This window comes from Fundidesulfovibrio magnetotacticus, assembly GCF_013019105.1.
Taxonomy (GTDB): Bacteria; Desulfobacterota; Desulfovibrionia; order Desulfovibrionales; family Desulfovibrionaceae; genus Fundidesulfovibrio; species Fundidesulfovibrio magnetotacticus.
Genome location: NZ_BLTE01000028.1, coordinates 20,551 through 32,395 on the forward strand (window position 1 = coordinate 20,551; position 11,845 = coordinate 32,395).

Here is an 11,845-nt window from a genome sequence, read left to right on the forward strand (position 1 = left end):
AGCGTGCGGTGCACGCGCGCAAGGCGGGGCGCGGCTACACCCAGAAGAGCCCGCTCCACTCGCCCACGTCCTTGATCTCGGGCTCGGGCAGGCCCTGGCGCACGTAGGCGTCGGCCACGGCGCGGGCCTGGGTGGTCAGGATGCCCGAGAGGATGAGCGCGCCGCCGGGCTTGAGGTGCGCAAGCAGGTAGGGGGCCATGTCGATGAGCGGCTGGGCCAGGATGTTGGCCACGATGCAGTCGAAGGCGGCGTCCGGGGCCAGGCCTTCCAGGCCGCAGACGCACAGCTCCACGGGCGCGCCGGGCGTGCCCGGGGCGGGCAGGCCGTTCAGGGCCAGGTTCTCGGCGGCGCAGAACACTGCCTGGGGGTCGATGTCCACGGCCAGCCCCGTGCAGCCCAGCTTGGCCAGGCCGATGGCCAGGATGCCCGACCCGGTGCCCAGGTCCAGGTAGCGCGCCCCTTTGGCAAGGCGGCCGGAGTCCACCAGCTTGGCGATGCCCTCCAGGCAAAGGGCCGTGGTGGCGTGGTGGCCGGTGCCGAAGGCCATCTTGGGCTCGATGACGATGGGCTCCAGGCCGTGGTGGTCGGCGTCGGACAGCCAGGGCGGCACGATCTCGAAGCGCCCGCCGATGTCGATGGGCGTGAAGAACTCCTTCCAGGCGGCGGCCCAATCCTGCTGCTCCTGGGCCTCCACGGCCACGCGGGCCATGGGCCAGCGTTGGGGAACGTAGCCTCGCACCACCTGGGCCAGGGGGGATTCGGGCTCCAGGTAGAAGCGGAAAGTCACGTCGCGGGTGGCGGGTGCGGTCAATTCCTCCCAGCCCTGGAGCGAGTTGGAGGAGAGCCAGGCGGACACGTCGTCGGAAAGAAGCTCCATGTCGGTTTCCGAGAGGGAGCCGGGGAGCGTCAGTTCGATCTTGAGCAGTTGGGACATGGTGTTCCTTGCGACAATATCAGGATGAGCGAGACGATTTTGTTCGATAATGAGGATCGGGTCAAGCGCGTGGCGAGAGCGGGAGAACTTGGCGTCGCTGTAGCGGTCCAGGGTTTCTTGGACAGTTTTCCGTCTAAATAGGGCCGCCTTTGCGACCTCCGGTTCTGTCATTGCCTCACCCGGTCCTTCCAGCCCACGCCCTTCCCTGGTGGCGTGAACTTCCAACCCTGCGGGTCGAGGACCGGTGAAAGGCGCAGGTCATGCCCGTCCTCCCGCTGGCCCATTTCGCCTGGAGTGGGATGCACGCCGCCTGGGCTGACCTCGGGTGACCTCCCTCCCGCTACCCCCTCGCCCCCGCCAGGGGACGACGGCGCGCCCCCGCCGCCGTCCTGGGAGAGTTGCCGGACCACGCCGCCCCCTTGCGTGTCCCTTTCAAAGGAGGACTCCTTCGGCATCCGCGCGTTCTCGGGGTTTCCTGCCGCCGTCAGTGCGGAGGGGCGGCTGCGGAATGTCCCTCTGATGGGTCCTGCGGTTCATGGGGAAGTGGTTGACCGCGATTGAATGTCGTGAGAATATCACTTAGTGCGTAACAGCGAAAATATACTAAGGTGCGGTTGGCTCCGGTCCCGTCACTTCAGGGAGTAATGACTATGCGACATGCAACTCTCCTGTTGTTGCTACTGCTAGTTCCTTCCAGCGGGTTTGCTGCCAAACAGACTGTTAAGGTCAGGGGCGTAATTGGACGTTGCGGAACAAGCGAGTGCGGCATTGGTGGGCTAAGTCGTGGATATTCCTTCGTTCCACACACAAAGATCGCGAACGCAATATTGTCAGTATGCGGAATTGAGACGGACTGTGAGATAGATGGAGTTGTTGATGACAAATATTATTTTATTTCAGTATCAAATGTGCGGCGTGTTGATGTAGACATTGAGCCGTCGACCGATGTTTTTATTCAGGCGTCATCATGGCTCTTTTCGTTGGGCCAGGATAATGACACAAACAGGTTTAGCATGTGGCATGTCAACATGCATAAATTAAGCAAATATAAGAATAATGTTGGCATTATGGTGTGGTGTGCACGGATGTCTGTGGTTGGCTTTAGAGATAAAGAGCTTGTTGATATTGGCCCAGATGAAGTCTATGTGTTTAAACAGCAAGGTGAGTGGCATTTTTCAAGAACAAAGCCGTAGCCTTGCGTTTGACTGCAAGGCTACGGCAAACTAGTTGGTGGTTCGCTAACTCGATCAAATTGAATTTCACAAGGATCAGGTCTTGCGGTCTCGGCGGTTTTGATAGGCCGAGTTGAGGTCACGGATGGCGCTGAACTCGCCATGCTTGTCTTGAGGGCGGCCGAAGTATCGGCCGCCTCCGGCATCCCAAATTTTCGACTTGTTGCTTCTAGCCCAGTAGATCGCTTTCAGCTGATCTTCTGCGGACATGGATTGAAATCCAGGATTGCTCCTTACTGCGGACTCAACAATGTCTGGGAATCCGGATTTTGAGGACCCATGTTGTATAGTTCCAGACAATACAGCGTCCTGTACACCCGGATTGTTCATATCTAACCCAGCTTCAGAAACTTTCTTCGCCCCCGGCAAGTAATGCGTCCGGTAGATGAACGCCTTTTCCGCCGCGTGGAGGCCAGTCGGATCGGCTCCGGCCGCATTGCGCCAGCGCTTGGAAAACTCGGGCGATCCCGGCGTGGACCCGGCGAAGTGGAGCCGGTAGTCGCTTCCCTCGGGGGAATAGACGAACTCTCTCACCGTGCCACCAATTCTTTTGTTGTCCTTGGACGTGAACTGGTACGACCCGTAACTCACACCTCCGGCATCGTTCTTAACCGGGATGGAAACTTCCGCGACGCCCTTTGTGCTCTCGAACCTCTTGACCGACTCGCCCAGGTCCGGACGCATCGGGGGGATGCCGGCTACCGTCAGGTTTGCCGCAGGTTGCGGGCGCGGTTTTCCTGAGAGATCGTACCTGTCGAAATACGTGATCTGGTCCGCCCAGGGGGTGCCCTGCCACTCTTGTTTGTTCAACGATGGGCTGTCAGGCTTGTAGGCCCTGTCCGCCGGTGCAGGTGTTTTCCGCAAATCACCTTGCAAGGCACGGATGGCCTTGGCGAAGTCTCCAAGCGCCCCGTCGTTCCCTGTAGGAGGCGAAAACAGGGGGTTGCTGTTCGGATCGATCCCCGCCGGGGGCGCGGCGACGCCTGCGCTCCCCCCGGCGTCCGGCGCGGGGCTGGCTCCCCCCTCGCCTACGCCCGCACCGGACGACGGCGCGCCCCCGCCGCCGTCCTGGGAGAGTTGCCGGACCGCTCCGCCCCCTTGCGTGTCCCTTTCAAAGAAGGACTCATCCGGCATTCGCGCGTTCTCGGGGTTTCCTCCCGCCGTCAGGGCGGAGGGTCTGTTCCGGATGCCCTCGCGCTCGTAGAGGTCCGGGGTGTCGTCCTCCAGGAGCGTTCCGCCCAGGCCCAGGCGGTCGGCCCCGGCGTCCAGCCAGGCCCAGTAGTTCAGCCTGCCGGTGCGCCGGTCCAGGGAGTTGCTGGCCAGGGACGGACCGGCCGAAGTGAGCCCGCCAAGGCGGCTTGCCAGGCCCGAACCAGCCGAGGTGAACGGCCTCGACGAACCGGACCGGACCGGCGCGTAGGGCCGGGCGACCCGGCGGTCGTCCAACTCGTACCCGGTATCCTCCGGCCCCTGGTCCTCGGGGACCCACTGCTGGGAACCATCTTCACGGATGCGGTGGATGCGTATTCCCGGGTCGTCGCGCTCGGGATGGTACTCCATGGTCTGCCAGGCCGGAGTCGCCCTCCGGACGCCTGGGGTCCTGCCGGACGGGCCAATGAGGGACAGGCCCCCGGTCGTGTGGTTTTCGGGCGGCCGTCCGGGGGGGGGCGCCAGGGGTCTGTCCGGAGGCCTGGGCGGCCGCGCCGAGGATGGTTGATCCCAATCCCAGCAGAGTCTGGGCCGATGAGAGGGCGGATGCCCCCCAATCAAGCAATCCCATGTGAAGTCTCCTTGCGTTTGGTTGTTCGTCTGGGCTGGCCGTCGGCCAGCATCTTCTTCGCCGCGCGCCCGGGCAGGAGCGCCCGCTCCAGGGCCTCCAGGCAGGCTTCGATGCGCGCCAGGCGCGCTTCCAGTTCGGCCCGGGCGGCGCACGAGGCCTCCGCGCCGTCCTTGCCGTCGCCTTCACCGCCGGGGGCGGGCGGGGCCTTGGCCCCGCCCAGGATCATCAGGTTCACAACACCCTCCTCGCGGTCTCTTCCGCGCGCCCCCCGGCCAGGCGCTCGCGCGCCAACCCGCCCAGGGCCGCGATGGACTCCAGGGACGCCATCAGGGCCTCCATGGCCTCCAACCCCGACCGGATGCGGGCGAACTCCGCCGTCTGGTCCGAGCGCAGGGCCAGGATGGCCTCGCGCCGGGCGTTCAGCTGCTCCTCCACGGCCTGGCGCACGGCGTCGCAGGCCAGCAGGCGCGCCACCTCTTCGCCGCGCACGGCCTCGCGCTCCAGCTCCAGGCGGCTCACGCCCGGCCCCCTTCAGGAGCGTTCAACACGGCGGCGAGGCGCGGATCGAGCAGGGAGGGATCGGGCGGTCCCTCCGGCCCGGACGGGTTGGGCCGGGCGGAGGCGCGCACGGCTGCGGACGGCATGCCGGGCGACCCCGCCACGCTTCCGGGTCCGCCGTCCATGCCGCCCCGGCGTCCGCCCTTGCGGTCCTGGGCCTGTTCGGCCTTGCGAAGCTCCCTGGCGTGCTCGCCGATGGCCCGCGCAAGGCCCTGGTTCTGGCCCTCCAGCTCCTCGATGCGGCCCTTGAGCTGGGCCACCAGGTCCATGCGTTCGTCGTCCAGGAGGTATTCGGACACGTCGATGTCCATGAACTCGTACTTGGCCTTGACGGCCTTCACGATGCCCCTGGGCTCGCAGATGCCCAACTGGAGCCCGGCCTTGAGCAGGAGCTGGATCAGCTCGTCCATGATGTGCGCGCTCTGCTGGCGCTCCTGGGGGCCAACGCCCACGTCGATGCTCACGGTCCAGCTGCCGGAGATGTCCTCGGGGGAGAGGGACACGTCCTGGCCCACGATGTCCCGGTCGTCCTCGGGGGGGTAGAGGCGGATGATGTCCAGCACGCGCGCCAGCATGCGCCGGAAGGCCCGGGCGATGCGCCGGGCGTAGAGCTTCTGGCGCTGCATGCCGGAGGAGAGGCGCATCTGCATGCCTGCGGCGGTCTTGTTGAGGGCGTCGTGGTCGAGTCCCTGCATGTTCTCGTTGACCCCGGACTCCTTGGCCACCTCCTGGAGCGTGAGCTGGAAGGCGTTGACCAGCATGGGGTCGCCCGGAGCGGGCACGATCTCCTGCACGGCGTTGAGGGCGGGCACCAGGGACACGTCGCCCGGCCCCATGGAGGCCAGGATCTTGCGGGCGCGGGCGTCGGTGGTCAAATAGCCCCGGTAGGTTGAGAGGGCGGCGCTGTCCTGGATGTTGCGCAGCAGGTTTGAGAGCACGCGCTGGCGGTGGTCCAGCACGGCGGCGATGGGGCGTCCCACGGCCTTGTGGGGCTCCTTGTAGACGAAGCCCATCTCGAAGGGCGGTCCGCCGTAGGGGTTCTCCTCGGGGCCGCGCAGCACCACGTCCTCGCAGAGGGTGACGATGCAGGGGGCGAGCAGCCCCGATCCGTCCAGGTCCAGGCGGGTGTAGCACTCCCAGACGAGCACCTCGCCCCGGGGCCGCGCGGCGGCGGCGTCGGCGTGGGCCTGGGCCATGGCGTCGGGGGGCGAGAGGCCGTCCACGTCGTGCTGGGTGTGGAACTCTCCGGCCACGTCCTCCAGGGCGTGGCGGTCGGTGAGCTTGTCCAGAAGGGCTTTGGCGCTGCCTTTGCGGTAGATGCCCGCCAGCTCCTGGCGGCGCACGAAGTCCAGGTCGCGCCGGACCACGTGGGCCACGAAGGGGTTGTTCTCCAGGTCGGGGTAGCCGGGGAGCATGCAGAGCTCGCGCGGGGGCACCACCTCCAGGTGGAAGCCCTTGTAGCGGGTGCGCCGCCGCACGGCCTTGGCCCCGCGCAGGCCGGAGACCTCGCGCCCGGTGTAGGGATCCTGGCGGGTGAAGGCCTTGCCGCCGCGCACGTCCACCAGGGTGGGGTCGCGCCGGGCCAGGTCCTCCAGTTCCTCGGTGGTCATTTCGGGCAGCAGTTCGGTGGAAAGCTCGAAGTCGTCGCGCTGGGTGATCTTCATGACGCCGTAGTGGTTCACCAGGCAGTCGTGCACGAAGTCCTCCACGAGGCGTTCGCCGTCCAGCTGGTTGAAGAGCTTGTGGCGCACGTAGCGCTTCAGGCGGTCGGCGCGGGCCTGGGCGTCCTTGCGGGCGGCGGGGTCTGGCTGACCGCCCACGGGTGTGAAGGCGAAGAAGTCGCCGGTGAAGACCTCCACCAGGCCGGGCTTCATCCACTCCACCACGGAGAAGATGGTGGGGTGCACGGTCTGGGACCAGCCGGGGCGCTCGTTGCCGTAGGGTTCGGCGCGGTAGGCGCGGTAATGCTTCTCGCGCTCGGCCGAGAGTTCGGCCTGGTGGGCGCGGGCCTTGTCCATGTCGGGCTTGAGGATGTGCAGCAGGTCGTCGTCGGAGAGGGGCATGGGGGCTCCTAGAGGAAGCGCGAGGCGTGGGCCTCGTCTTCCTGGATGAGGGTGTCGTCCGCCGGCCGGAAGCGGTCGGCGTGGGCCATGGTCAGGATGAAGGCGTCGGCCAGGTTGGGGGAGGGCACGCCCCGACGCCTGAGGTCGTCTTTGCCTTCCACCTTGAGCCGCCCGGAGGGCAGCACGGCATAGGCGGGGCCGGAGAGTTCGGCCGCGAGCTTTCCGGCCAGGGGCAGGGAATCGTCCAAGGCCGTGACGCGGCTCTCGAAGAACTCCCTGGCCTTCCACCAGAGTTCGTCGCGGCGGCGGTTGAAGCGCTCGGAGGCCGCGGCGGACTCGGCCACGTTCACCGCCGTGACCGGCAGCCCCCAGCCCGCCAGGGTGTGGGCCACGCCCGCGCCCCAGCCCACGCTGTCCACCAGGAGGGCTTCGGGCCGGAAGTCGTGGAAGCGCTCGCGGGCGCGCCCGGCGATGGCCAGGGTGTCGTCCAGGCGGAACTCCTCCAGGTGCACCACCTTGCCGCCCCGGCGCACGGCGATGGCCGAGGGGTCTCCCGCCAGGGACATGCCCACGTCCAGGCCCATGACGGCCGGGGCGTGCAGGTAGCTCACGGGGCGGCCCATGGCTTCGAGCACCAGCGAGAGGGGGATCAGGGAGTCGGTGGAGGCCACGTCGAAGTTGCACTCGTACTCCTGGTCGTACTGGGCCTGGGACATCTGGGCGCGGGCGCTGGCCAGCTCGCCCGGCGCAATGAGCCCGGTGACGCTGGCCGGGAAGCGCCCGGCGTACCAGTCTGGCTCGCGCAGGGCGGTCTGGTAGAGGTCGAAGAAGTGGTCGTGTCCGCGCGGCGTGCCGATGAACACGGCGAAGCCCTGGCGGTCCGAGAGGGCGGGGCGGATTACGGAGGCGTAGGCCCCGGGTCGGAAGTCGGCGTATTCGTCCAGGACCACGCCGTCGAGGTAGATGCCGCGCAGTCCGTCGGGGTTGTCGGCCCCGTGGAGGGTGATTCGCGAGCCGTTCTCGAAGTCCAGGCGCAGTTCGTTCTCGCTGGCCTTCGCGCCGGGCACGCGCAGGCCGAAGCGCTTGAGGTAGTCCCAGGCCACGCGCTTGGCCTGGCAGAGCGCCGGGGCCACGTAGGCCAGGCGCTGGTCGGGGAATCCGGGGCGGTGCGCGGCGTCGATGAGCGCGTTGACGCAGAGCACGGTCTTGCCGAAGCGGCGGTGGCAGACGAGCACCGAGAAGCGTCGCAGGCCCTCGTGGATCTGGCGCTGGAAGCGGTGCGGGACGTAGCCGGTGTGCACGGTGACGTCGGTGTTCATGGACAGGGCAGTGTAGCGGGGAATCGTCTCCTGTCAGCCCACATAGCGCTATGTGGGGAAAAACCCGGCCGGACCCGAAAATAGTCCGGCCGGGTCGGTCCTGTCGGCCCGTTGCCGAAGTCGATCGTTGCAGCCCGCGAGTTGTTTTCGACAGGCTGCTAGGCCAGCCACCCCCTGCGCGTGACGGTGACGGGCGAGATGGCGGAATAGGTGTTGAGGAGGTTGTTCTCCATGTCCTGGAGGAGCTGTCCGTCCTGGGCCACGTCCATCTCGTCGATGTTCTTCAGGCGCAAGGCGGCGTATTCGGCCACGATGTCGTCGAGCTTGCCGTCGAAGGGCGTGGGGGCGTCCATGTCCAGGCCTTCGAGGTCCACCAGGGGCCAGTAGATCAGCGTGAGGGCCTTCGCCGACGAGGGGGCGGCGGCCAGGAGCAGGGAGTCGCCGCGCACGATCCAGGCGGAGCACTCGGCCGGGGCGGCCAGCTGCTGCCAGGAGTCGTCGCCGTGCTTGGTCAGGCGGGCGTGGGTGTCGTCGCGGTAGAGCCCGTAGTCGGCCATGAAGTCGGCGGGCAGGGGGTAGTCCGCGCGGCCGGGTTCCGCGAGGAAAACGTGCACGGCGCGGCCCAGTTCAACGTCGTTGCGGTAGAGCACGTGGGAGAGCCTGCGGTAGGCCTTGGCCACGGCCTTGAGGATCTGCTGGTCGCTCCAGCGGGTCTTGGCCTCGTCGGCGAGTTCGAGCCTGATGTCTTCCAGGAGTTCCGATACGGTCATGTCGCGTCCTTTGCCAGGGCGCGGCCACCATAGCGCAAGGCGGGGCGCGGCGCAGCCCACATGGCGCTATGTGGGGAAAATGCGAAAAAATGCTCGATTTGACGGGGCATGGGCGAAGGCCTACACTCGCTTTCCATACTGACTTGATCGGAGATGATGCATGAACGTTTCGATTCTCATCGATGGCAGCTTTTTCTGGATGAAACACATGGAAGCCCGCCTGGGCCAGCCGCCCACGGCGGAGTCGGTGCGCATGGCCACCGACCTCGTGATGGACGATCCCGAATTCGACAACGACAGCCTCTTCCGCTCCTATTATTACGATTCGCCGCCCTACGGGGGCAAGGCCGTGCACCCCATCTCGCAGCGGGAGATCGAGTTCTCCACCACCGAACAATACCGCATCAAACACGAATACCTCGACCAGCTGCGTCGCATGCCGCGCATGCAGCTGCGCCTGGGCTCCCTGGCCATGCAGGGATGGAAGCTCAACAAGAAGAACATGCGCGGCATCATGGATTCGCTCTACCACAACCGTCCGCTTCAGCCCCAGGACGTGTCCATCAACCTGGTGCAGAAGGAGGTGGACATGCTCATGGGCCTGGACATCGCCTGGATGGCCGCCCGGGCCATGGTGCACAAGATCGTGCTGCTCACGGGCGACGCGGACATGATTCCGGCCATGAACTTCGCGCGCGAGCACGGCATGCTCGTTTTCGTGGCCAAGTTCGGCTACTACCTTTCGGACAAGCTGCGCGACCACGCCGACGGCGTGGTGGAGTTCACCCTGCCCGCGCCCGAGCGGCTCCACGTCCCGCCCGCGCGGGTGGTCTCCATGCCCGCCCCCGTCCCGGCCCCGGCCCCCGTGCCGGAGCCCCGGGCCGAGGAGGAGCTTCCCGAGCCCCCCGACGAAACCCTCTACGAATAGCTGCTGCCCTGCGCGCCGGTCCCCGGGTCTGCCGGGGGCCGACGGGCAGGCGCTGCGAACCGGGCAGGCCCTATGCGCGGCGCGAGCGCATCGGGCCTGGCTTATTTGCGCCTGAAGTTCGGCGGTGGGGGGGCCTCCGCAGGGGAGGGGCGAGCTGAGGAACGCCGCCCTGTCCATCGGCCCGGGACGCGCCAGTCTGGCTGCACGATGGTGAGAAACTCTTCAGGCACAGGGGCCGCGCCGGGCAGGCAGGTCTTGAACTCGGGACGCGCCTTCAGCAGCCAGTCCAGCTGGTCCGGGTCGATGTTCAGGGCCAGCACGCCCAGGTTGTCCTGGGTGGCCTCGGCGCGCAGCTCCGAATCCGTGAGCGTGATGCGGTGTTCGATCATGCGTGCTCCTTGAAAGGGGGCGGACCCTCCAGCCCGCCCCCTGGTTGAGGGTTAGCCGCCTAGTCGGTGGCGCACTTGGAGCACTTGGCCGCGCTCTTCTCGCCCGGCATCACGAACGTGGCCTCCACCACGGACTGGCACTTGATGGAGTCGCCGGTCTTGGCCAGCTCCACGCACTTGAACGGGCGCAGGGTGGCCACGGAGCAGCGGTCGGGGGCGTAGACGGTGACGCGGTCGTACTTGGTGCCGGAGTCGTCGTCCTTGGCCAGGTAGCGGTCGATGGTCACCTTCATGCGCCCGAAGGGGGTCTCCAGCACCATCACGGCCATCACCAGGGTCTGCTCCGAGGCGTTGGTGTTCACCGTGATGCGCCCGGCCTGGTTCCAGTTGGCCACCTTGCCGACAAACCGCCCAAGTCGGATTGACACCAGCCAAAACTCAGCATAAAATCTGAATTCTGTATATTTAGAGTAAAATTTGTTTCGGATGACATGTACGCATGCATGCTGCCCATGACACATGCACATGGAGAAACATATGTTCATCCCCTGGCGTATTGTTCGCGAAGAATCTAAGTACTTGCTTGGTGGCACAGTATACGCTTTGGCCCTCATCCTTATAATACATGTAGGCAGGCTTTTTTTTTATTAATGCAAGCACAGTAGCTCAAAAAAGCGAGACAACTTCTGTGTCGACAGAGCCCCCTGACCACGATCAAATTTTTATTCGAAGATATTGGGCAACGGCTACTGTTTTTGCAACGGTATTGTTCGTCTTGTCTATATGCCTTAGAATTTACACTGGAGGGTGCCATGAATAACTACTCGCGCTACATTCTACATAATAAATCGGCGCTTGTCGGAATGGTGCTGGCCTCATTCTATTTTGGCTTCATATTTCCTTGTCTGATCAATAAATAGTGCCAGGCCCGGAACTGTTTAAAGATCCGGGCCTTTTCATCACTGATCCTTATGAGGATTCATGTAGTGCCACCCGTCGTGCGACAAGCTATCTGCCCAACTACTTGCCGCATACGCCAATCCCTGCGCATACCTATCAGGCAATCTTAGCATCTTTGACCCTATTTTCACCGCATTTCCCACCCCCTTGGCAATCTCACCGCCCATGTACCCATGCAGAAAATCCGTTGCCGAATCCGCTACCGGCTTCACATCTGGATGCGGCGGCGGCGCATCGTGGCGGTGGTCAAACTCGGGCCCCATGCTCGGCGTATCCGGCGTATTGTGCCACTCTTCACGCTTTTTTAGGTAGGCTTGACGCTTTTGGTTGCTCACGTCTGATTCCAATCGTTGCGCATTGATCCTCGCCGCTTCGTCAGGAGCGATCCTTACCGTTGCCTCCGGTATCTCGCCGTACTCTCGGTACGTTTCTCCTTCGCTCTTGTGGTAGATGTGGCCGCCGAACGAGAAGTCGTCCTGGCCGTAGACTTTGTTGATGGCCTCGTCGTTCATCTTGAAACTCGGATCGTCGATACGCTCTGGCATGATGCTTCTCCTTTAGAGATCGTTAGAGGTTGAAGTCATACAGCCCTTCCCATCCGGCGTCGCAACGCCGCACGAGACCACCTTGCCGCCTGTAACAAGCGTATTGTTGGCCGTGTCGTCGCAGGCCTTGAATTCGGGGCGCGTTTTCAGCAGCCAGTCCAGTTGGTCGCGGTCCATGTTCATGGCGTGGACGTTCTCCTGGAAGTCCCCGCGCGGCATGTAGACCGGGATCACCGCCGCGATGCGGCAGTCCTTGAAGAAACCCTGCTGGTCCCGCGGCAGCCCGCGCAGGAACTTGTTCAGGGCCAGCACGCCCAGGTTGTCCTGGGTGGCCTCGGCGCGCAGCTCCGAATCCGTGAGCGTGATG

Annotated in this window: 13 protein-coding genes; 2 read left to right on the forward strand and 11 right to left on the reverse strand. The window is 64.9% G+C overall.

From position 1 onward, the window contains the following. Positions 1 to 34: 34 nt before the first annotated feature. Positions 35 to 934: a 50S ribosomal protein L11 methyltransferase gene (locus NNJEOMEG_RS19385; RefSeq protein WP_173087127.1), complete on the reverse strand. Its 900-nt coding sequence runs from the start codon at positions 932 to 934 to the stop codon at positions 35 to 37. A gap of 650 nt (positions 935 to 1,584) precedes the next feature. Between NNJEOMEG_RS19385 and NNJEOMEG_RS19390 the strand changes: the two genes are divergently transcribed. Beyond that, positions 1,585 to 2,127, forward strand: coding sequence for a hypothetical protein (locus NNJEOMEG_RS19390; protein WP_173087128.1), 543 nt, complete (start codon positions 1,585 to 1,587; stop codon positions 2,125 to 2,127). Positions 2,128 to 2,202: 75 nt separating this feature from the next. Here NNJEOMEG_RS19390 and NNJEOMEG_RS19395 read toward each other — a convergent pair whose 3' ends face one another. The 6 genes from NNJEOMEG_RS19395 to NNJEOMEG_RS19420 form a co-directional block, all read right to left on the reverse strand. After that, the gene (locus NNJEOMEG_RS19395; RefSeq protein WP_173087129.1) at positions 2,203 to 3,726 is read right to left on the reverse strand and encodes a VgrG-related protein; all 1,524 of its coding nucleotides are present in this window, start codon (positions 3,724 to 3,726) and stop codon (positions 2,203 to 2,205) included. Between the two features lie 206 nt (positions 3,727 to 3,932). Continuing rightward, complete coding sequence (locus tag NNJEOMEG_RS19400) at positions 3,933 to 4,181, reverse strand: hypothetical protein (protein WP_173087130.1); 249 nt, start codon at positions 4,179 to 4,181, stop codon at positions 3,933 to 3,935. After that, positions 4,178 to 4,465, reverse strand: coding sequence for a hypothetical protein (locus NNJEOMEG_RS19405; RefSeq protein ID WP_173087131.1), 288 nt, complete (start codon positions 4,463 to 4,465; stop codon positions 4,178 to 4,180). The genes NNJEOMEG_RS19400 and NNJEOMEG_RS19405 overlap by 4 nt, the downstream gene beginning before the upstream one ends. Then, positions 4,462 to 6,567 carry a portal protein gene (locus NNJEOMEG_RS19410; protein WP_173087132.1) on the reverse strand — a complete coding sequence of 702 codons (2,106 nt, stop codon included), beginning with the start codon at positions 6,565 to 6,567 and terminating at the stop codon, positions 4,462 to 4,464. Before NNJEOMEG_RS19410 ends, NNJEOMEG_RS19405 begins: the two co-directional genes overlap by 4 nt. Before the next feature lie 8 nt (positions 6,568 to 6,575). Next, a complete protein-coding gene (locus NNJEOMEG_RS19415) occupies positions 6,576 to 7,886 on the reverse strand; it encodes a terminase large subunit (RefSeq protein WP_173087133.1) in 1,311 nt (436 codons plus the stop codon). Between the two features lie 158 nt (positions 7,887 to 8,044). Further along, positions 8,045 to 8,656: a phage adaptor protein gene (locus NNJEOMEG_RS19420; RefSeq protein ID WP_173087134.1), complete on the reverse strand. Its 612-nt coding sequence runs from the start codon at positions 8,654 to 8,656 to the stop codon at positions 8,045 to 8,047. Between the two features lie 160 nt (positions 8,657 to 8,816). Between NNJEOMEG_RS19420 and NNJEOMEG_RS19425 the strand changes: the two genes are divergently transcribed. Beyond that, positions 8,817 to 9,584 (forward strand): NYN domain-containing protein, encoded by a 768-nt coding sequence (locus NNJEOMEG_RS19425; protein ID WP_173087135.1) that lies wholly within the window; start codon positions 8,817 to 8,819, stop codon positions 9,582 to 9,584. Between the two features lie 101 nt (positions 9,585 to 9,685). Here NNJEOMEG_RS19425 and NNJEOMEG_RS19430 read toward each other — a convergent pair whose 3' ends face one another. From NNJEOMEG_RS19430 to NNJEOMEG_RS19445, 4 genes are all read right to left on the reverse strand, one after another. Further along, complete coding sequence (locus NNJEOMEG_RS19430) at positions 9,686 to 9,973, reverse strand: hypothetical protein (protein ID WP_173087136.1); 288 nt, start codon at positions 9,971 to 9,973, stop codon at positions 9,686 to 9,688. Between the two features lie 59 nt (positions 9,974 to 10,032). Next, positions 10,033 to 10,401, reverse strand: coding sequence for an SU10 major capsid protein (locus NNJEOMEG_RS19435; RefSeq protein WP_173087137.1), 369 nt, complete (start codon positions 10,399 to 10,401; stop codon positions 10,033 to 10,035). Positions 10,402 to 10,932: 531 nt separating this feature from the next. Then, positions 10,933 to 11,478 carry a hypothetical protein gene (locus NNJEOMEG_RS19440; protein WP_173087138.1) on the reverse strand — a complete coding sequence of 182 codons (546 nt, stop codon included), beginning with the start codon at positions 11,476 to 11,478 and terminating at the stop codon, positions 10,933 to 10,935. A gap of 12 nt (positions 11,479 to 11,490) precedes the next feature. Next, positions 11,491 to 11,845: hypothetical protein (locus NNJEOMEG_RS19445; protein WP_173087139.1), on the reverse strand; the 355-nt coding region annotated here is incomplete at its 5' end.